Here is an 18,290-nt window from a genome sequence, read left to right as displayed (position 1 = left end):
TTGCCTGGCGCCAGTTGCACCGGGCCATTCATTGGTAACCGAGGGCTTTACTGCATGTCGAAAGAAGACAGCTTCGAAATGGAAGGCACTGTCGTCGACACCCTGCCTAACACCATGTTTCGCGTGGAGTTGGAAAATGGGCACGTCGTAACCGCGCACATCTCCGGAAAGATGCGCAAGAACTACATCCGCATTCTTACCGGCGACAAAGTACGTGTTGAGTTGACGCCGTACGATTTGAGCAAAGGCCGCATTACTTACCGCGCGCGCTAAGCCAGTACGAATAAAAATGCCCAGCAATTGCTGGGCATTTTTGTTGGTGCGGTTTTAAGCCGCTGAGGGCGGAAATGGCCAGGCCATTTTCGCCTTACGCCATTTCTGCAGTGGTTTCGAAGTCGAACGTCATTTCGCCATCCTGCACATCGATGTGTACCACACCGCCGTGCTCGGCCAGCTCGCCAAACAGAATCTCTTCTGCCAGCGGACGCTTGATCTTGTCCTGGATCAGACGCGCCATTGGGCGTGCGCCCATTTGCGTGTCGTAACCACCGGTGGCCAGCCAATTGCGCGCCGCGTCGCTGACTTCCAGCGTGACGTGCTTGTCCTCGAGTTGCGCTTGTAGCTCGGTGAGGAACTTGTCGACCACGCTTTTGATCACTTCGTGGCTCAGGCGACCGAACTGGATAATGGTATCCAGACGGTTTCTGAACTCCGGCGTGAAGCTCTTCTTGATCACTTCCATCGCGTCGGTGGAGTGGTCCTGATGGGTAAACCCGATCGAGGCCCGTGCTGCCGTTTCGGCACCGGCGTTGGTGGTCATGATCAGAATCACGTTGCGGAAGTCCGCCTTGCGGCCGTTGTTGTCGGTCAGGGTGCCGTGGTCCATCACCTGCAGCAGCAGGTTGAAGACTTCCGGGTGCGCCTTCTCGATTTCATCAAGCAGCAAGACGCAGTGCGGCATCTTGGTGATCGCTTCGGTGAGCAGACCGCCCTGGTCGAAGCCAACGTAGCCCGGAGGCGCCCCTATCAAGCGGGAAACGGTGTGGCGCTCCATGTACTCGGACATGTCGAAACGCACCAGTTCGATACCCATGGCCTTGGCCAATTGCCGAGCTGCCTCGGTTTTACCCACACCGGTTGGCCCGGCGAACAGGAACGAACCAACAGGTTTATCCGGCGATTTGAGCCCGGCACGCGAGAGCTTGATGGCGGTAGCCAGCGAGTCGATGGCCGCATCTTGACCAAACACGGTCAGCTTCAGGTCACGCTCAAGGTTACGCAGCAGTTCTTTGTCGGAACTGGAGACATGTTTCGGGGGAATCCGCGCAATTTTCGCGACGATATCCTCGACGTGCTCCACTTCGATTCGCAACACGCGCTTCTCGACCGGCTGCAGGCGCTGATAGGCCCCTGCTTCGTCGATAACGTCGATAGCCTTGTCGGGCATATGGCGGTCGTTGATATAGCGCGAGGCGAGCTCAGCGGCGGCACGCAGCGACTCGTCGCTGTATTCCAGACCGTGGTGCTGCTCGAAACGCCCTTTAAGGCCACGCAGAATGCCAATGGTGTCTTCTACCGACGGTTCGGTTACGTCGACTTTCTGGAAGCGACGGGCCAATGCACGGTCTTTCTCGAAGATGCCGCGGAATTCCTGGAAGGTGGTCGAACCAATGCAACGAATCTCACCCGACGACAGCATCGGCTTGAGCAGATTCGAGGCATCCATCACGCCGCCAGACGCCGCGCCCGCACCAATGATGGTGTGGATTTCGTCGATAAACAGGATGGCGTGCGGACGTTTGCGCAGTTCGTTGAGCAACGCTTTCAGGCGCTTCTCGAAATCACCGCGGTATTTGGTACCGGCCAACAACGCGCCGAGATCCAGGGAATAAACCACGCTATCAGCCAGCAAGTCCGGCACCTGGCCGTCGACGATGCGCTTGGCCAAGCCTTCGGCGATGGCGGTTTTACCTACACCTGCCTCACCTACCAGCAACGGGTTGTTTTTGCGGCGACGGGCGAGAATCTGCGCGACGCGCTCGACTTCGCTCTCACGGCCCACCAACGGATCGATACGACCCAGGCGCGCAGCCTCGTTGAGGTTGCTTGCATAGGCGTCCAACGGATTGCTCGACGAGGAGGCTTCACCGCCCTCTTCGTCCTGCATTTCCTGGTCGTTATCCGTGTGATCAGCGTGGCCCGGAACTTTGGAAATGCCGTGAGCGATGAAGTTGACTACATCGATACGCGCGACACTTTGTTGTTTGAGCAGGAAGACCGCCTGGCTTTCCTGCTCACTGAAAATTGCCACCAGCACGTTCGCACCGGTCACCTCGCGCTTGCCCGAACTCTGCACGTGGAATACCGCGCGCTGCAGCACTCGCTGGAAGCCCAGGGTTGGCTGGGTTTCGCGCTCTTCATCGTGCTGAGGGATCAGGGGCGTGGTGGAGTCGATAAACTCCTGCAGATCATTGCGCAGCTTGTCCAGATTCGCTCCGCAGGCACGCAGGACCGAGGCCGCAGCCTCGTTATCCAATAGAGCCAGCAAGAGGTGCTCAACCGTCATGAACTCATGACGCTTGGTGCGGGCCTCCTTGAAGGCCAGATTGAGGGTGACTTCGAGCTCTCGATTCAACATAGCTTCACCTCATAACCAAGCAGTCGCAATTAACCGTCTTTCTCTATCTCACAGAGTAGCGGGTGTTGGCTTTCTCTCGCGTATTGGTTGACCTGCATTGCCTTGGTCTCCGCAACATCACGGGTGAACACGCCGCACACTGCCCGTCCCTCTGTATGAACGGTCAGCATGATTTTGGTTGCAACTTCGCGATTCAAACTGAAAAACACCTCAAGAATTTCGACAACAAAATCCATCGGGGTGTAATCGTCGTTGAATAAAACCACCTTATACATCGGTGGCGCCTGCAATGCGGGCTTGGCTTCCTGCACAGCCAAGCCAGAGGCGTCATCCTCATGCGGCTCGGGATGGTCCTGATTGAATGTTAGTCGAATCTGGCTACTTACACGCATGTGGGATGAAAGGTTCGTAATTGTAGGAGTGGGACGACAGACAAGTTTTTGACCGACTTCGCAGACGGTCGTGCCGTCGCCTTGACTATCAGTAAATCGGTGTTACAAACAGAGAATACCCAATCGAGGGTATCAGGGTCCGCGCGCTTACCAAAGCGGATGCTTCCAGCGCGGAGTCGTAACGGATAATACCCCAGTGGTGGGTGTATTTGCAGAGGGATATCAGCATGCTTAGCGGTAAGGTCAAGTGGTTCAACAACGCCAAGGGCTACGGGTTTATCCTGGCTGACGGCCGAGATGAGGACCTGTTCGCCCACTACTCGGCTATCCAGATGGACGGTTACAAAACCCTCAAAGCAGGCCAGCCGGTCAGCTTCGATATTATTCAAGGCCCCAAGGGTCTGCACGCCGTAAACATCAGCTCTGTCACGCAGACAGCTGACGCGCCACCAGTGACCGCCACGCAGCCGCAGGCAGTTACCTCTGATGCGTGATTTTTAGCCCTCTGGGCTAGATTGAATGCGCATAAAAAGGCCGGTCATTAGACCGGCCTTTTTTTATCGCTGCGCGATGATCACATATGCTTGATCATGGCGTCGCCGAACGCGGACGACGACAGGAGGGTTGCACCTTCCATCAGACGCTCGAAGTCGTAGGTAACGGTTTTAGCCGAGATGGCACCGTTAACGCCGTCGATGATCAGATCGGCCGCTTCGGTCCAGCCCATGTGACGCAGCATCATTTCAGCGGAAAGGATCAGCGAACCTGGGTTCACCTGATCTTTACCAGCGTACTTAGGCGCGGTGCCGTGGGTGGCTTCGAACATGGCAATGTTGTCGGACAGGTTAGCGCCCGGAGCAATACCGATACCGCCTACTTCGGCCGCCAGGGCGTCGGAGAGGTAGTCACCGTTCAGGTTCAGGGTAGCGATTACATCGTACTCGGCCGGGCGCAGCAGAATCTGCTGAAGCATGGCGTCGGCGATGGCGTCTTTAACTACAACCTTCTTGCCGGTGTTCGGGTTGGTGAATTGCATCCAAGGGCCGCCGTCCAGCAGCTCGGCACCGAATTCGTTTTTGGCGATTTCGTAGCCCCAATCTTTGAAGGCACCTTCGGTGAACTTCATGATGTTGCCTTTGTGCACAATGGTCAGCGAGTCGCGGTTGTTGTCGACCACGTACTGCAGTGCTTTACGCACCAGACGCTGAGTGCCTTGCTTGGACACCGGCTTGACGCCGATACCGCAGTCCTGGTCGAAACGGATTTTGGTAACACCCATTTCTTCTTTCAGGAACTTGATGACTTTTTCAGCTTCCGGCGAACCGGCTTTCCACTCGATACCGGCATAAATGTCTTCCGAGTTTTCACGGAAGATAGTCATGTCGACGTCTTGTGGCTTTTTAACCGGGCTAGGCACGCCGGTGAACCAACGCACTGGGCGCAGGCAAACGTACAGATCGAGCTCCTGACGCAGGGCCACGTTCAGGGAACGAATGCCGCCGCCTACTGGAGTGGTCAGAGGACCTTTGATCGATACAACGTAATCACGTACGGCTTCCAGGGTTTCTTTTGGCAGCCAGGTGTCCTGGTCGTAAACCTGAGTAGCTTTCTCGCCAGCGTAAACTTCCATCCAGGAGATCTTGCGCTCGCCGCCGTAGGCTTTGTTTACGGCAGCATCAACGACTTTGATCATCACTGGGCTGATATCTACCCCAATACCATCACCCTCGATGAAAGGGATGATTGGGTTGTTCGGTACATTCAGGGACATATCGGCATTGACGGTGATTTTGTCACCGGTTGCTGGCACCTGGATCTTTTGGTATCCCATGCTGGACTCCGTTGCTTTCGTGGTCTGACATCCCGTCGCGCGGTTGGCGCGGCGATATGGAACTTGAATTGGTCTCGGAAAGGCGGGCCATTCTTGTAGTATTTCTACAGAAAGTCACGCACTTTTCTCGATTTTGTAGGACTAAACACCCGCTGCAGGCCGCATGAATACGGCACCAAGCCTATCTCTGTAGTCAAACTACACACGCACTACATTTTGCGACGTATAGAGGCGCTTTTCAGCCTAGCAGCTTGACCCGATATTGCCTTTTTTGGCGCCGGCCTGAATACCTCACCGCGCGCTGATCGCACAGGAGTTACCCATGCGCTTCACCCCTCACGTGACCGTGGCCACCATCGTCGAAGACCAGGGCCGCTTCCTGCTCGTGGAAGAGACCGCCGGCGGGCGCGCTGTATTTAATCAGCCTGCCGGCCACTTGGAAGCCGACGAAAGTCTTATGCAGGCCGCCATTCGCGAGACGCTGGAGGAAACCGGCTGGGACGTGGAGCTGACTGCCGTCACCGGCATCTACCTTTATACGGCACCTAGCAACGGGGTTACTTACCAGCGCGTGTGCTTTGCCGCCAAGGCGCTACAGCAACGCGACAACTATCAATTGGACGACGGCATCATCGGCCCACAATGGCTGACCCGCGATGAACTAGCCACGCAGCCTGATCGCTGGCGCAGCGAGCTGGTATTGCGCTGCATCGACGACTACCTCGGCGGCGAACGCTTCCCCCTGGCCCTGCTGCGAAACTAACCGGCGTGACTAGTGCCGATCACCGTTTAGCCGGTACGCCTGATAGAATCGCGTTTTTCCGAAAAGCCCTGCATCCGAATCCCTATGCGTGACAACTCCTCTACCCGCGTGATCGTCGGCATGTCCGGCGGCGTCGACTCCTCCGTTTCTGCCGTTCTGCTCCTGGAGCAGGGTTACCAGGTGGAAGGCTTGTTCATGAAGAACTGGGAGGAAGACGACGGCACCGAATATTGCACCGCCATGGACGACATGGCCGATGCGCAGGCGGTTTGCGACAAGATTGGCATCAAGCTGCACACCGCCAACTTCGCCGCCGAATACTGGGACAACGTGTTCGAGCACTTCCTGGCTGAATATAAAGCCGGCCGCACGCCGAACCCGGACATCCTCTGCAACCGCGAAATCAAGTTCAAAGCCTTCCTTGATTACGCGCTGATGCTCGGCGCCGACCTTATCGCCACCGGTCACTATGTGCGCCGCCGCGATATCGATGGCCGTACCGAGCTGCTTAAAGGCCTGGACCCGAACAAGGACCAGAGCTATTTCCTGCACGCCGTCGGCGGCGAACAGCTGGCCAAAACGTTGTTCCCGGTCGGCGAACTGGAAAAGCCGGAAGTCCGCGCCATTGCCGAAAAGCACGAATTGGCCACGGCGAAGAAAAAAGACTCCACCGGCATCTGCTTTATTGGTGAACGCCGTTTCAGCGATTTCCTCAAGCAGTACCTACCTGCCCAGCCGGGCAATATCGAAACTACCGAAGGCGAAGTCATCGGCCGCCACCACGGCTTGATGTACCACACCATCGGCCAGCGCCAGGGCCTGGGCATCGGCGGCTTGAAAGATGCCGGCGAAGAGCCGTGGTACGTGCTGATCAAAGACCTCGAGCGCAATGTGCTAGTAGTCGGCCAGGGCAACGAACACCCCTGGCTGTTTTCCAGCGCCCTGCTCTGCTCGGAAATCTACTGGGTCAACCCGATCGATCTCAGCACCCCGCGCCAACTGACCGCCAAGGTGCGTTACCGCCAGGGCGACCAGGCCTGCACCCTGGAAAAAACCGCCACCGGCTACCGCGCCAGTTTTGCCATGCCGCAGCGCGCAGTCACGCCAGGCCAGTCAGTCGTGTTCTACGACGGCGAAATCTGCCTGGGCGGCGGTGTAATAGAAGTAGCGGAGCCCTGGAGCAGTAAGGAAAAGCGCGCATGACGCCCACCCAGGAACAACTGATTGCCCTCGGCGGCGTGTTTGAGGCGGCGTTTCTGGTGGACCAGGTCGCCCGTACCGGGCAAATCAGCGAAGGCGCCCTGGGCTGCATGCTCGGTAGCCTGATGGTGCGCGATCCGAAGACCACGCTGGACGTGTACGGCGGGGACGATATCAATCTACGTAACGGCTACCGGGCCCTGCTGAGCGCCCTGGAGCGCGACCCCACCACCCTGCAACGCGAGCCGCTGCGCTACGCCCTTGCCCTGCTGGGTCTGGAGCGCAAACTGGCCAAGCGCGACGACATGCTGGAAACCATCGGCAAACGTCTCGACCAGATCCAGCAACAGGTGCAGCACTTCGGCCTGGTGCACGAGAACGTGATCGCCGCCAGCGGCGGGCTGTACCAAGACACCCTCAGCACCTTCCGCCAACGCATTCAGGTGCACGGCGATATGCGCAACCTGCAGCAGCCGAGCAACGCGGCGAAAATTCGTGCGCTGTTGCTGGCCGGCATCCGCTCAGCGCGCCTCTGGCGTCAGCTGGGTGGTCATCGCTGGCAACTGGTGCTGAATCGTCGCAAGTTGCTTAAAGACCTGTACCCCCTGGTTCGCAACTAACCTCCTTGCGAAGATCAAAAAATCGAGGCTAAAGCCTCTCCCACAATGAACCGCAAACTACTGCGGGAGAGGCTTCCGCCTAGATTCTTGGAAACACAAACACGCCTGTGTGACCACAACGGTTCCGACACCACGCACTACGACATGGGAAAAACCCGACAGAGCCATCGCTCAGCGAGGGCCAGGCGAGTCTTTTCTATGTATAATTCGCGCCCCTTTTCGTCGCCCGACTGTCCGAGAACGCCCCATGCAGCTCTCCTCGCTCACCGCGGTATCCCCCGTTGATGGCCGTTACGCCAGCAAAACCAGCGCTCTGCGCCCAATCTTCAGCGAATACGGCCTGGTCCGTTTCCGCGTCATGGTCGAGGTTCGCTGGTTGCAGCGCCTGGCCGCCCACACCGGCATCCCGGAAGTTGCACCCTTCTCGGCAGAGGCCAACGCCCTGCTCAACACCCTGGCCGAAGACTTCCAGGTTGAACACGCCGAACGCGTGAAAGAAATCGAGCGCACCACCAACCACGACGTAAAAGCCGTGGAATACCTGCTCAAAGAACAAGCCGCCAAGCTGCCTGAACTGGCCGCCGTCAGCGAGTTCATCCACTTCGCCTGCACCAGTGAGGACATCAACAACCTGTCCCACGCCCTGATGCTGCGCGAAGGCCGCGACACCGTGCTGTTGCCGCTAATGCAGCAACTGGCCGACGCCATTCGCGAGCTGGCCCACCGTTTTGCCGACGTACCCATGCTGTCGCGCACCCACGGCCAACCGGCGTCGCCGACCACCTTGGGTAAAGAGCTGGCCAACGTCGTGTACCGCCTGGAGCGCCAGATCGCTCAAGTAGCCGCAGTGCCGCTGCTGGGCAAAATCAACGGCGCCGTGGGCAACTACAACGCCCACCTGTCGGCCTACCCGGATGTTGATTGGGAAGCCAACGCCAAGGAATTCATCGAGACCGAATTAGGTCTGAGCTTCAACCCCTACACCACCCAGATCGAGCCGCACGACTACATCGCCGAGCTGTTCGACGCCGTGGCGCGCTTCAACACCATCCTGATCGACTTCGATCGCGATATCTGGGGCTATATCTCGCTCGGCTACTTCAAGCAGCGCACCATCGCCGGCGAAATCGGTTCGTCGACCATGCCGCACAAGGTCAACCCGATTGACTTCGAAAACTCCGAAGGCAACCTGGGCATCGCCAACGCGCTGCTGCAACACCTGGCCAGCAAGTTGCCGATTTCGCGCTGGCAGCGCGACCTGACCGACTCCACCGTGCTGCGCAACCTCGGTGTCGGCTTCGCCCATAGCGTCATCGCCTACGAAGCTTCCCTGAAAGGCATCAGCAAGCTGGAACTCAACGAACAGCGTATCGCCGCCGACCTCGACGCGTGCTGGGAAGTGCTGGCCGAGCCAGTGCAAACCGTGATGCGCCGCTACGGCGTGGAGAATGCCTACGAGAAGCTCAAGGAGCTAACTCGCGGCAAAGGCATCAGCAGTGAAGCGCTGCAAACCTTTATCGAGGGTCTGGATATCCCGGCCGACGCCAAGGTTCAGCTGCGCGCCCTGACCCCTGCTGGCTACGCGGGCAACGCCGCCGCCCAGGCCAAGCGCATCTGACCGCTACCGCCCAGCACACGCCCGGCAGTGCCGGGCGTTTTTATTTATGGGCTTAGAACAATTTCAAGGGCTTAGCTATGAATCCTGATATTCCGCTTCAGATGCTCGGTGGTATTACCGCTCGCGAATTCCTGCGCGACTACTGGCAGAAGAAACCCTTGCTGGTGCGCCAAGCCATCAGCGACTTTGAAAGCCCTATCTCCCCCGACGAACTCGCCGGCCTGGCGCTGGAAGAAGAAGTTGAATCGCGCCTGGTGCTCGAGCACGGCGAGCGACCTTGGGAACTGCGCCGCGGTCCGTTCGAGGAAGACGCTTTCGCCGACCTGCCCGAGCGCGACTGGACCCTGCTGGTACAAGCCGTCGACCAATTCGTACCGGAAGTGGCCGAGCTGCTGCAGAACTTCCTCTTTTTACCAAGCTGGCGCATCGACGATGTGATGATCAGCTTCGCCACTCCGGGCGGCGGCGTTGGCCCGCACTTCGATAACTACGACGTTTTTCTTCTCCAGGGCCAGGGACGCCGGCGCTGGAAAATCGGCCAGATGTGCGACTCAGACAGCCCCATGCTTGAGCATGCGGATCTGCGCATTCTGGCCAACTTTGAACAGACCGACGAATGGGTGTTGGAGCCCGGCGACATGCTCTATCTGCCGCCACGTTTGGCTCACTATGGCACCGCCGAGGATGATTGCATGACTTATTCAGTGGGTTTCCGCGCCCCTAGCGCCGCAGAAGTTCTGACCCATTTCACCGACTTCCTGGGCCAATTCCTGCCGGACGAAGAACGCTACAGCGACGCCGACGCCGCCCCGGCGACCGACCCGCATCAAATCCAGCGCGACTCGTTGGATCGCCTCAAAGCCCTGCTCAACGAGCACATGGGTGATGAGCGCTTGCTGATGACCTGGTTCGGCCAATTCATGACCGAGCCGAAGTACCCGGAACTGGTTGCCGGCACCGAGCTGACCGAAGACGAGCTGCTCGACCAGATCGAAAACGGCGCCATGCTGGTTCGCAACCCCAGCGCCCGCCTGGCCTGGTCCGAAGTCGGCGAAGACCTGGTGTTGTTTGCCAGCGGCCAAAGCCGCTTGCTGTCAGCTGGCCTGCGCGAACTGCTGAAGCTGATCTGCTCCGCCGACGTATTGCATATGGAAAACCTCGGCCAATGGCTGGCCGATGACGAAGGGCGTAACCTCGTCCTCGAGCTGGTTAAACAGGGAAGTCTGGAGTTTGCAGATGAGTAGCAACGTGCAAGTGCGGGTCGCCAGCTGGCAGAAAGACAACGCCGACCTGCGCCGTATCCGCGAGACCGTATTTATTGCCGAGCAGGCGGTACCGGCCGAGTTGGAATGGGATGCCGAAGATGTGGAAGCGGTGCACTTTCTGGCCGTCGATGGCGATTACGCTATCGGCACTGCCCGCCTGCTGCCCGACGGCCATATTGGTCGGGTGTCGGTTCTCAAGGATTGGCGCGGGCTGAAAGTAGGCGAAGCATTGATGACCGCCGTTATCAATGAAGCCGAGCGTCGCGGTTTGAAAGAGCAGATGCTCAGCGCCCAGGTTCACGCCACGGCCTTCTATGAGCGTCTAGGCTTTACCGTTGTAAGTGGCGAGTTTCTCGACGCCGGAATCCCCCACGTAGAGATGAAACGCACCAGTAAGTGAGGTCAGGATGATCGACAACGACGAACCGCAATCAGCCACCACGGACGGTGCCGCGGACACTTCATCAATAGAACTGCCCGCTATCGAGTTCGTCTCACCGGGCAGTTTTACCGTGCACAATCCGCCGCCGTTACAGGCGCAGCCAGAGCGCCGCGAACCCGCCCCCTTCAGCCTCGGCGGTGCGCGCGAACTGCAACACTTCACCCAGCCCGAACAAGCCCAGGCCCACGCCCTGGCATTGCTGCAACAGGCGCAACGTAGCCTGTGCATCTATACCCCCGACCTCGAACGCTGGCTGTACAACCACAGCAGCGTGCAAGAAGCCTGCACACAATTTCTACTGGCCAACCCAAAGAACCGCCTGCGCATTCTGCTTAACGACTCCACCAGCGCGGTAAAAGATGGTCATCGCTTGCTGCAATTGTCGCGACGACTGTCGAGCGGCATCCAGATCCGCAAGCTCAACCCCAGCTATTCCTTTGATGAAACCGCCTACCTGCTAGCCGACACCAACGGCTTGCTGCTGCGGCCCAAGCTGGAACAGATCGTCGGCTACGCGCTGTATAACGACCCGGGCCAAGTACGGGTTCTGCAAACCAAATTCGATCAGGCGTGGGACATCAGCGTCACCGACCTGGATTTACGGAGCCTTCTGGTATGACCTTGCGCGCCCTGCTTGTCGCCCTCTGCTTAAGCATCAGCTTGCCGTCGCTGGCAGCGACCGAAGTGATGCCCTTGAACTACCGCACCGCCGACGACGTATTGCCCGTCGTGCAATCGGTACTCGGAAACGAAGGCCGGGCCAGCAACTATGGCAACCAGCTTATCGTCAACGCGCCGCCGGCCAAGCTGCAGGAAGTTCGAGACCTGCTCAAGCAGATCGACAAGCAGCCCAAGCGCCTGCTGATCAGCGTCGACACCACCGACAGCAACCATATGAACGACCAGGGTTACTCGGTAAATGGCACGATCAGCGCCGGCAATGCCGAGGTGCAAGCCGGGCGCGGCGAGGTCAACGGGCGCGACCAGGTGCGCATCATCAACCGCAGCACCCAAAGCCGCAGCGGCGGTACCCAGCAGGTGCAAACCACCGAGGGCTATCCGGCGCTGATTCAGGTCGGTCAAAGCGTGCCGCTGACCAACACCAGCGTCGACAGTTACGGGCGGCCGTATAACAACACCGAATACCGCAACGTCACCCGCGGTTTTTACGTCACCGCCAGCCTCACGGGCGACCTGGTGCACGTCAGCATCAGCAATAACAACGATCGCCTGAGCCAGACTCAGCAAGGCGCCATCGACATTCAAAACACGGATACCAAAGTGACCGGCCGCCTCGGCGAATGGATCACCATCGGTGGCGTGAATGAGAACTCTCAGTCCGACCAAAGCGGCTTCGTGCAGCGCCGCTCCACCCAGGGTCGTGACGACATGACGCTGCGCCTGAAGGTCGACGCTCTGTACTGACCCAGCAGCAAATTAATGACTCCCCGGTCGCACGTCGAACAATATGTAGTAGTAAGAAAAAAGCACTACAAAACGTTTGACGAAGTGCCTTCTCAGAGGCATGATGGCCCCGCTCCCGCTAATCAGAGGCCCCGAACAGAGGTCTCCGGATCGCAACCCGCTTACCGTGGATTGCATTCGTGTTTTACCGCTCAAAAGGCAGTTCGACGAGATTGCGACTGGAACGAAGTTGTCCTGAGGGACGGGGAAGCGTTTAACGTAACAGCAAGATTGGCAGCCACAGCACACGGCGACACCCATCGGTTTCCACGAACCAGCAAGTGCCAACGCAGCTGACGCCATCGACCTGTACGCCCCCTCTGCCCCCTCCTCAGCTTCAACCCCGTCTCAGTCGATATCTCGTTGCTCTGCAGTACACCTCCGCTGCAAGACCGCTTTGCTTGTCCGGTTTTGAAAAGGGAAGTGTCGTGCTCAACCAATCATCAACTTTGAAGGATTGACCATGTCTGCTTATCAAAATGACATCAAAGCCGTAGCCGCTTTGAAAGAAACCGCCGGCAACAGCTGGAGTGCGATCAACCCTGAGTCCGTCGCTCGTATGCGCGCTCAGAACCGCTTCAAAACCGGTCTGGAAATCGCCAAATACACCGCCGCTATCATGCGCAAAGACATGGCTGACTACGACGCTAACTCGTCCGTCTACACCCAGTCCCTGGGCTGCTGGCACGGCTTCATCGGTCAGCAGAAGCTGATTTCGATCAAAAAGCACCTGAAGACTACCGACAAGCGCTACCTCTACCTGTCCGGCTGGATGGTTGCTGCTCTGCGTTCGGACTTCGGCCCGCTGCCAGACCAATCCATGCACGAGAAGACCGCCGTTTCCGGTCTGATCGAAGAGCTGTACACCTTCCTGCGCCAGGCTGACGCCCGTGAGCTGGACCTGCTGTTCACCGCTCTGGACGCTGCCCGCGCCGCTGGTGATACCGCCAAGGCTGCCGAGATCCAGGCTCAGGTCGACAACTACGAAACTCACGTAGTACCGATCATTGCCGACATCGACGCTGGTTTCGGTAACCCGGAAGCCACCTACCTGCTGGCCAAGAAAATGATCGAAGCGGGTGCTTGCTGCATCCAGATCGAAAACCAGGTTTCCGACGAGAAGCAGTGCGGCCACCAAGACGGTAAAGTGACCGTTCCGCACGAAGACTTCCTGGCCAAGATCAACGCAGTTCGCTACGCATTCCTGGAACTGGGCGTGGACGACGGCGTGATCGTTGCCCGTACCGACTCCCTGGGTGCCGGCCTGACCAAGCAAATCGCTGTAACCAAGGCTGCGGGCGACCTGGGCGACCAGTACAACTCCTTCCTGGACTGCGAAGAAGTTTCCCCAAGCGAACTGAACAACGGCGACGTGGTTCTGAACCGTGGCGGCAAACTGCTGCGTCCTAAGCGTCTGCCTTCCAACCTGTTCCAGTTCCGCGCTGGCACCGGCGAAGCTCGCTGCATCCTGGACTGCATCACCTCGCTGCAGAACGGCGCTGACCTGCTGTGGATCGAAACCGAGAAGCCACACGTTGGGCAGATCGCTGCCATGGTTAACGAGATCCGCAAGGTAATCCCGAACGCCAAGCTGGTTTACAACAACAGCCCGTCCTTCAACTGGACCCTGAACTTCCGTCAGCAAGTGTTCGATGCATTCGTAGCAGAAGGCAAAGACGTTTCCGCTTATGACCGCGCCAAGCTGATGAGCGTTGATTACGACGCCACCGAACTGGCTCAGATCGCAGACGAGAAAATCCGCACCTTCCAACGTGATGGTTCGCAACAGGCTGGTATCTTCCACCACCTGATCACCCTGCCGACCTACCACACCGCTGCGCTGTCCACCGACAACCTGGCTAAAGGCTACTTCGCCGACCAAGGCATGCTGGCTTACGTGAAAGGCGTTCAACGCGAAGAGCTGCGTCAAGGCATCGCTTGCGTTAAGCACCAGAACATGGCCGGTTCCGACCTGGGCGACAACCATAAAGAGTACTTCGCTGGCGAAGCAGCTCTGAAGGCAAGCGGTAAAGACAACACCATGAACCAATTCCATTGATTCACGGAATTGACTCCTGAGCCTCGGCTCAAGGTGTGAAGAAAAAGGCGAACTTCGGTTCGCCTTTTTTTATGCCTGCAGAAACGCCTCCCTTCGTAGGTTGGGTTGAGCCACAGGCGAAGCCCAACATAGGCTCCACCATCATCAGGAGCCCAACATGCCCACCAACCGCCTCAGCCGCGCTGTCACCCTGATCAACAAGCTACCTCCCGCACTGCGCACAACCGCCCTCTCCCTGCTATTCGGCTCTCAAGTGAAATTCGCCGGCACCGCCAAGGTTCGCGTACACCACCTGACTGCCCAACGTGCCGTGCTAAGCCTCGCCAACCACCGCAAGGTGCAAAACCACATCCACGGCGTACACGCCGCCGCCATGGCCTTGCTGGCAGAGTCGGCAACAGGCTTTCTGGTGGGCATGAATGTTCCGGACGACAAACTGCCGCTGATCAAAACCCTGAAAGTGGATTACTTGAAGCGTGCCACCGGCGCCTTGCAAGCGACTGCGGTGCTCACACCGGAACAGATCGAAGCCATACGCAGCCAGGACAAAGGCGAGGTAGCCGTGACTGTAACGGTGACTGACGAAGCGGGAATGGAGCCCATTCGTTGCGAAATGATCTGGGCCTGGGTCAGCAAGAAGCGCTGAATAGCGCGCTTCGAAGTGTAACCGTAACAACCACGCTTACTTCCCCACGCGTTGCGCTCGCATCTATGCAAACAGCAACTATCCTGTTTGAGCAGTTGAGCGCGAGTGCAAAGCCTCTAAATAACAATGAATATCATCTAGAGCAAACTTTGCAGTCATAAACAACAAAATCACGGATATACGACCAAGGACTTAGAAAGCGTCATATCCCCGCCGCACGGGGCTTTGCGCGATTTGCGTCGCTAACATGTTGGCCCGTAAGTTAATTTTTTATAAGGAAAAATTTACTTACGAAGCCAGACACGCATAAAATTACGAAAATTAGATTGCTGGCTAAGCATTGAGAACCAGCAACTTCCACTTTCCATGATTTCGCCGATGCTTGTCTAAGGAGTACCGGCATGCCTGTTGAAGCCGTCGCGACCATGTCCCACAACTGGGGTTTTGCCATTTTCCTGCTGGGTGTCGTTGGCCTGTGTGCCTTCATGCTCGGTGTATCCAGCCTGCTCGGCAGCAAGGCTTGGGGTCGCAGTAAAAACGAACCTTTCGAATCCGGCATGCTGCCCACCGGCAACGCGCGTCTGCGCTTGTCCGCAAAATTCTATCTGGTCGCGATGCTCTTCGTGATCTTCGACGTTGAAGCCCTCTTTCTCTTCGCCTGGTCGGTGTCTGTTCGCGAAAGCGGATGGGCCGGCTTTATTGAAGCTACAGTTTTTATAGCAATTCTGTTGGCAGGTCTTGTCTACCTATGGCGCGTCGGTGCTCTTGATTGGGCTCCCGAAGGTCGTCGCAAGCGGCAGGCGAAGCTAAAACAATGAGGCTTTGGCGATGCAATACAAACTCACAAGGATCGACCCGGATGCGCCTAATGAGCAGTATCCGATCGGCGAACGGGAGACCGTTTCCGATCCTCTAGAGGATCAAGTCCACAAAAACATCTACATGGGCAAATTGCAGGACGTACTGACCGGTGCAGTCAACTGGGGGCGTAAGAACTCCTTGTGGCCGTACAACTTCGGTCTGTCCTGCTGCTACGTGGAGATGACGACTGCCTTCACCGCTCCCCATGACATCGCCCGTTTTGGTGCCGAAGTAATTCGTGCGTCACCACGTCAGGCCGACTTCATGGTGGTCGCAGGTACCTGTTTCGTAAAAATGGCTCCGGTCATTCAGCGCTTGTACGAGCAAATGCTCGAGCCCAAATGGGTTATCTCCATGGGCGCCTGCGCGAATTCCGGTGGTATGTACGATATTTACTCTGTCGTTCAGGGGGTGGACAAGTTCCTGCCCGTGGACGTTTACGTGCCCGGCTGCCCTCCGCGCCCAGAAGCATTTCTGCAGGCTTTGATGCTGTTGCAGGAATCGATTGGCCAGGAGCGTCGCCCCTTTCCTGGGTCGTCGGTGATCAAGGCGTATACCGCGCCGATATGCCGTCGCAAAAGGAACAGCGCCGTGAACAGCGTATTCAGGTAACCAACCTGCGCAGCCCCGACGAAGTGTGATCTAGCTTTTTCTTACCCAGAAAGCCCGCCGGATTCACCCTTTACGTTGACTGATAGCGACCGAGACCATGACTGCAGACACCGCTCTGTACATCCCGCCTTACAAGGCAGACGACCAAGACGTCGTCAACGAACTGAACACGCGCTTTGGCGCAGATGCGTTTACCGCGCAGGAAACCCGCACCGGCATGCCCGTGCTGTGGGTGGCCCGTGAACGCCTGATCGAGGTACTGACCTTCCTGCGTCAGCTGCCCAAACCCTACGTCATGCTCTACGACCTGCACGGCGTTGACGAGCGCCTGCGCACCCAGCGCCGCGGGCTGCCGGGCGCCGACTTCACGGTGTTCTACCACCTGATGTCGATCGAGCGAAATAGTGACGTGATGATCAAAGTCGCCTTGTCCGAGCGCGACCTGAACCTGCCCACCTGCACCAATATCTGGCCGAACGCCAACTGGTACGAGCGCGAAGTCTGGGACATGTACGGCATCACCTTTGCCGGCCACCCGCACCTCACCCGCATCATGATGCCCCCGACCTGGCAGGGTCACCCGCTGCGCAAGGACTACCCGGCGCGCGCCACCGAGTTCGATCCGTTCAGCCTGTCGGTCGCCAAGCAGGCGCTGGAAGAAGAAGCCGCGCGCTTCAACCCCGAAGACTGGGGCATGAAACGTGGCAACGCGAACGAGGACTACATGTTCCTCAACCTCGGTCCCAACCACCCTTCGGCCCACGGTGCCTTCCGTATCGTGCTGCAGCTGGACGGTGAAGAGATCGTCGATTGCGTGCCGGAAGTCGGCTACCACCACCGTGGTGCCGAGAAGATGGCCGAGCGTCAGTCCTGGCACAGCTTCATTCCGTACACCGACCGTATCGACTACCTCGGCGGCGTGATGAACAACCTGCCGTACGTGCTCTCGGTCGAGAAGCTGGCCGGCATCAAGGTGCCGGAAAAGGTCGACGTCATCCGCATCATGATGGCCGAGTTCTTCCGTATCACTAGCCACCTGCTGTTCCTCGGTACGTACATTCAAGACGTCGGCGCCATGACGCCGGTGTTCTTCACCTTTACCGACCGCCAGCGCGCTTACACCGTGATCGAAGCCATCACCGGTTTCCGTCTGCACCCGGCCTGGTACCGCATCGGTGGCGTCGCCCACGACTTGCCGCGCGGCTGGGAAAAACTGGTGAAAGACTTCGTTGAATGGCTGCCAAAACGCCTCGACGAATACGAAAAAGCCGCCCTAAAAAACAGCATTCTGCGTGGCCGCACCATCGGCGTTGCCCAGTACAACACCAAGGAAGCCCTGGAATGGGGTGTTACCGGTGCTGGCCTGCGCTCCACGGGTCTGGACTTCGACCTGCGTAAAGCGCGCCCGTATTCGGGCTACGAGAACTTCGAATTCGAAGTGCCGCTGGCCGTCAACGGCGACGCCTACGACCGCTGCATCGTGCGTGTGGAAGAGATGCGCCAGAGCATCAAAATCATCGATCAGTGCATGCGTAACATGCCGGAAGGCCCGTACAAGGCGGACCACCCGCTCACCACGCCGCCGCCGAAAGAACGCACCCTGCAGCACATCGAGACCTTGATCACCCACTTCCTGCAAGTTTCCTGGGGCCCGGTAATGCCGGCCAACGAAAGCTTCCAGATGATCGAAGCGACCAAGGGCATCAACAGTTATTACCTGACGAGCGATGGCGGCACCATGAGCTACCGCACCCGTATCCGTACGCCGAGCTTCCCGCACCTGCAGCAGATCCCTTCAGTGATCCGCGGCAGCATGGTTGCGGACCTTATCGCGTACCTGGGCAGTATCGACTTCGTTATGGCCGACGTGGACCGCTAA

At 58.1% G+C, this 18,290-nt stretch carries 17 protein-coding genes and 1 pseudogene; 15 read left to right on the top strand and 3 right to left on the bottom strand.

Translation table 11 applies throughout. From position 1 onward, the window contains the following. The first annotated feature begins 54 nt into the window (after positions 1 to 54). Positions 55 to 273, top strand: coding sequence for a translation initiation factor IF-1 (gene infA / locus AC0V2S_RS20925; protein ID WP_002553999.1), 219 nt, complete (start codon positions 55 to 57; stop codon positions 271 to 273). A 94-nt stretch (positions 274 to 367) separates the two neighbouring features. Here infA and clpA read toward each other — a convergent pair whose 3' ends face one another. Beyond that, positions 368 to 2,638, bottom strand: coding sequence for an ATP-dependent Clp protease ATP-binding subunit ClpA (gene clpA / locus AC0V2S_RS20920; RefSeq protein ID WP_475511395.1), 2,271 nt, complete (start codon positions 2,636 to 2,638; stop codon positions 368 to 370). Positions 2,639 to 2,667: 29 nt separating this feature from the next. Next, positions 2,668 to 3,030, bottom strand: coding sequence for an ATP-dependent Clp protease adapter ClpS (gene clpS, locus AC0V2S_RS20915; protein WP_108094532.1), 363 nt, complete (start codon positions 3,028 to 3,030; stop codon positions 2,668 to 2,670). 227 nt (positions 3,031 to 3,257) lie between these two features. Here clpS and cspD point away from each other — a divergent pair, with 227 nt between their 5' ends. Continuing rightward, positions 3,258 to 3,524 carry a cold shock domain-containing protein CspD gene (gene cspD, locus AC0V2S_RS20910; protein WP_475511394.1) on the top strand — a complete coding sequence of 89 codons (267 nt, stop codon included), beginning with the start codon at positions 3,258 to 3,260 and terminating at the stop codon, positions 3,522 to 3,524. Positions 3,525 to 3,604: 80 nt separating this feature from the next. On the opposite strand, the gene icd is transcribed toward cspD, so the two are convergent. Next, the gene (icd, locus tag AC0V2S_RS20905) at positions 3,605 to 4,861 is read right to left on the bottom strand and encodes an NADP-dependent isocitrate dehydrogenase (protein ID WP_475511393.1); all 1,257 of its coding nucleotides are present in this window, start codon (positions 4,859 to 4,861) and stop codon (positions 3,605 to 3,607) included. A gap of 322 nt (positions 4,862 to 5,183) precedes the next feature. Here icd and AC0V2S_RS20900 point away from each other — a divergent pair, with 322 nt between their 5' ends. The 13 genes and pseudogenes from AC0V2S_RS20900 to nuoC all read left to right on the top strand — a co-directional run bounded on the left by AC0V2S_RS20900 (position 5,184) and on the right by nuoC (position 18,290). Then, positions 5,184 to 5,624, top strand: coding sequence for an NUDIX hydrolase (locus AC0V2S_RS20900; RefSeq protein ID WP_475511392.1), 441 nt, complete (start codon positions 5,184 to 5,186; stop codon positions 5,622 to 5,624). Between the two features lie 84 nt (positions 5,625 to 5,708). Further along, on the top strand, positions 5,709 to 6,827 hold the full coding sequence (gene mnmA, locus AC0V2S_RS20895) for a tRNA 2-thiouridine(34) synthase MnmA (RefSeq protein ID WP_475511391.1): 1,119 nt from the start codon (positions 5,709 to 5,711) through the stop codon (positions 6,825 to 6,827). Continuing rightward, positions 6,824 to 7,444 (top strand): high frequency lysogenization protein HflD, encoded by a 621-nt coding sequence (gene hflD / locus AC0V2S_RS20890; protein WP_475511390.1) that lies wholly within the window; start codon positions 6,824 to 6,826, stop codon positions 7,442 to 7,444. Before mnmA ends, hflD begins: the two co-directional genes overlap by 4 nt. A 247-nt stretch (positions 7,445 to 7,691) precedes the next feature. Beyond that, complete coding sequence (gene purB / locus AC0V2S_RS20885; protein WP_475511389.1) at positions 7,692 to 9,062, top strand: adenylosuccinate lyase; 1,371 nt, start codon at positions 7,692 to 7,694, stop codon at positions 9,060 to 9,062. Between the two features lie 77 nt (positions 9,063 to 9,139). Further along, positions 9,140 to 10,306 carry a ribosomal protein uL16 3-hydroxylase gene (locus tag AC0V2S_RS20880; RefSeq protein ID WP_475511388.1) on the top strand — a complete coding sequence of 389 codons (1,167 nt, stop codon included), beginning with the start codon at positions 9,140 to 9,142 and terminating at the stop codon, positions 10,304 to 10,306. After that, positions 10,299 to 10,727, top strand: coding sequence for a GNAT family N-acetyltransferase (locus AC0V2S_RS20875; RefSeq protein ID WP_475511387.1), 429 nt, complete (start codon positions 10,299 to 10,301; stop codon positions 10,725 to 10,727). Before AC0V2S_RS20880 ends, AC0V2S_RS20875 begins: the two co-directional genes overlap by 8 nt. Before the next feature lie 7 nt (positions 10,728 to 10,734). After that, complete coding sequence (locus AC0V2S_RS20870; protein ID WP_475511386.1) at positions 10,735 to 11,388, top strand: DUF7931 domain-containing protein; 654 nt, start codon at positions 10,735 to 10,737, stop codon at positions 11,386 to 11,388. Further along, positions 11,385 to 12,194, top strand: a complete 810-nt coding sequence (locus AC0V2S_RS20865; RefSeq protein ID WP_475511385.1) for a secretin N-terminal domain-containing protein — start codon at positions 11,385 to 11,387, stop codon at positions 12,192 to 12,194. The genes AC0V2S_RS20870 and AC0V2S_RS20865 overlap by 4 nt, the downstream gene beginning before the upstream one ends. A 502-nt stretch (positions 12,195 to 12,696) precedes the next feature. Then, positions 12,697 to 14,292 carry an isocitrate lyase gene (locus AC0V2S_RS20860; RefSeq protein ID WP_475511384.1) on the top strand — a complete coding sequence of 532 codons (1,596 nt, stop codon included), beginning with the start codon at positions 12,697 to 12,699 and terminating at the stop codon, positions 14,290 to 14,292. A 157-nt stretch (positions 14,293 to 14,449) separates the two neighbouring features. Beyond that, a complete protein-coding gene (locus tag AC0V2S_RS20855) occupies positions 14,450 to 14,938 on the top strand; it encodes a DUF4442 domain-containing protein (RefSeq protein WP_475511383.1) in 489 nt (162 codons plus the stop codon). 401 nt (positions 14,939 to 15,339) lie between these two features. Then, positions 15,340 to 15,756: an NADH-quinone oxidoreductase subunit A gene (locus tag AC0V2S_RS20850; protein ID WP_475511382.1), complete on the top strand. Its 417-nt coding sequence runs from the start codon at positions 15,340 to 15,342 to the stop codon at positions 15,754 to 15,756. A 10-nt stretch (positions 15,757 to 15,766) separates the two neighbouring features. Continuing rightward, a pseudogene (locus AC0V2S_RS20845) lies at positions 15,767 to 16,440 on the top strand (NuoB/complex I 20 kDa subunit family protein). 68 nt (positions 16,441 to 16,508) lie between these two features. After that, a complete protein-coding gene (gene nuoC, locus AC0V2S_RS20840) occupies positions 16,509 to 18,290 on the top strand; it encodes an NADH-quinone oxidoreductase subunit C/D (protein WP_475511381.1) in 1,782 nt (593 codons plus the stop codon).

It is taken from the genome of Pseudomonas sp. CC11G (genome assembly GCF_056174845.1).
The sequence above is the reverse complement of the archived record's forward strand: the minus strand, read 5'-3'. Positions and strand labels throughout refer to the sequence as shown.

What these genes read in the sequence shown, in the direction of transcription:
- infA (WP_002553999.1), top strand. Translation starts at nt 55, where the DNA reads ATGTCGAAAGAAGACAGCTTCGAAATGGAAGGCACTGTCGTCGACACC.
- clpA (WP_475511395.1), bottom strand. Translation starts at nt 2,638, where the DNA reads ATGTTGAATCGAGAGCTCGAAGTCACCCTCAATCTGGCCTTCAAGGAG.
- clpS (WP_108094532.1), bottom strand. Translation starts at nt 3,030, where the DNA reads ATGCGTGTAAGTAGCCAGATTCGACTAACATTCAATCAGGACCATCCC.
- cspD (WP_475511394.1), top strand. Translation starts at nt 3,258, where the DNA reads ATGCTTAGCGGTAAGGTCAAGTGGTTCAACAACGCCAAGGGCTACGGG.
- icd (WP_475511393.1), bottom strand. Translation starts at nt 4,861, where the DNA reads ATGGGATACCAAAAGATCCAGGTGCCAGCAACCGGTGACAAAATCACC.
- AC0V2S_RS20900 (WP_475511392.1), top strand. Translation starts at nt 5,184, where the DNA reads ATGCGCTTCACCCCTCACGTGACCGTGGCCACCATCGTCGAAGACCAG.
- mnmA (WP_475511391.1), top strand. Translation starts at nt 5,709, where the DNA reads ATGCGTGACAACTCCTCTACCCGCGTGATCGTCGGCATGTCCGGCGGC.
- hflD (WP_475511390.1), top strand. Translation starts at nt 6,824, where the DNA reads ATGACGCCCACCCAGGAACAACTGATTGCCCTCGGCGGCGTGTTTGAG.
- purB (WP_475511389.1), top strand. Translation starts at nt 7,692, where the DNA reads ATGCAGCTCTCCTCGCTCACCGCGGTATCCCCCGTTGATGGCCGTTAC.
- AC0V2S_RS20880 (WP_475511388.1), top strand. Translation starts at nt 9,140, where the DNA reads ATGAATCCTGATATTCCGCTTCAGATGCTCGGTGGTATTACCGCTCGC.
- AC0V2S_RS20875 (WP_475511387.1), top strand. Translation starts at nt 10,299, where the DNA reads ATGAGTAGCAACGTGCAAGTGCGGGTCGCCAGCTGGCAGAAAGACAAC.
- AC0V2S_RS20870 (WP_475511386.1), top strand. Translation starts at nt 10,735, where the DNA reads ATGATCGACAACGACGAACCGCAATCAGCCACCACGGACGGTGCCGCG.
- AC0V2S_RS20865 (WP_475511385.1), top strand. Translation starts at nt 11,385, where the DNA reads ATGACCTTGCGCGCCCTGCTTGTCGCCCTCTGCTTAAGCATCAGCTTG.
- AC0V2S_RS20860 (WP_475511384.1), top strand. Translation starts at nt 12,697, where the DNA reads ATGTCTGCTTATCAAAATGACATCAAAGCCGTAGCCGCTTTGAAAGAA.
- AC0V2S_RS20855 (WP_475511383.1), top strand. Translation starts at nt 14,450, where the DNA reads ATGCCCACCAACCGCCTCAGCCGCGCTGTCACCCTGATCAACAAGCTA.
- AC0V2S_RS20850 (WP_475511382.1), top strand. Translation starts at nt 15,340, where the DNA reads ATGCCTGTTGAAGCCGTCGCGACCATGTCCCACAACTGGGGTTTTGCC.
- nuoC (WP_475511381.1), top strand. Translation starts at nt 16,509, where the DNA reads ATGACTGCAGACACCGCTCTGTACATCCCGCCTTACAAGGCAGACGAC.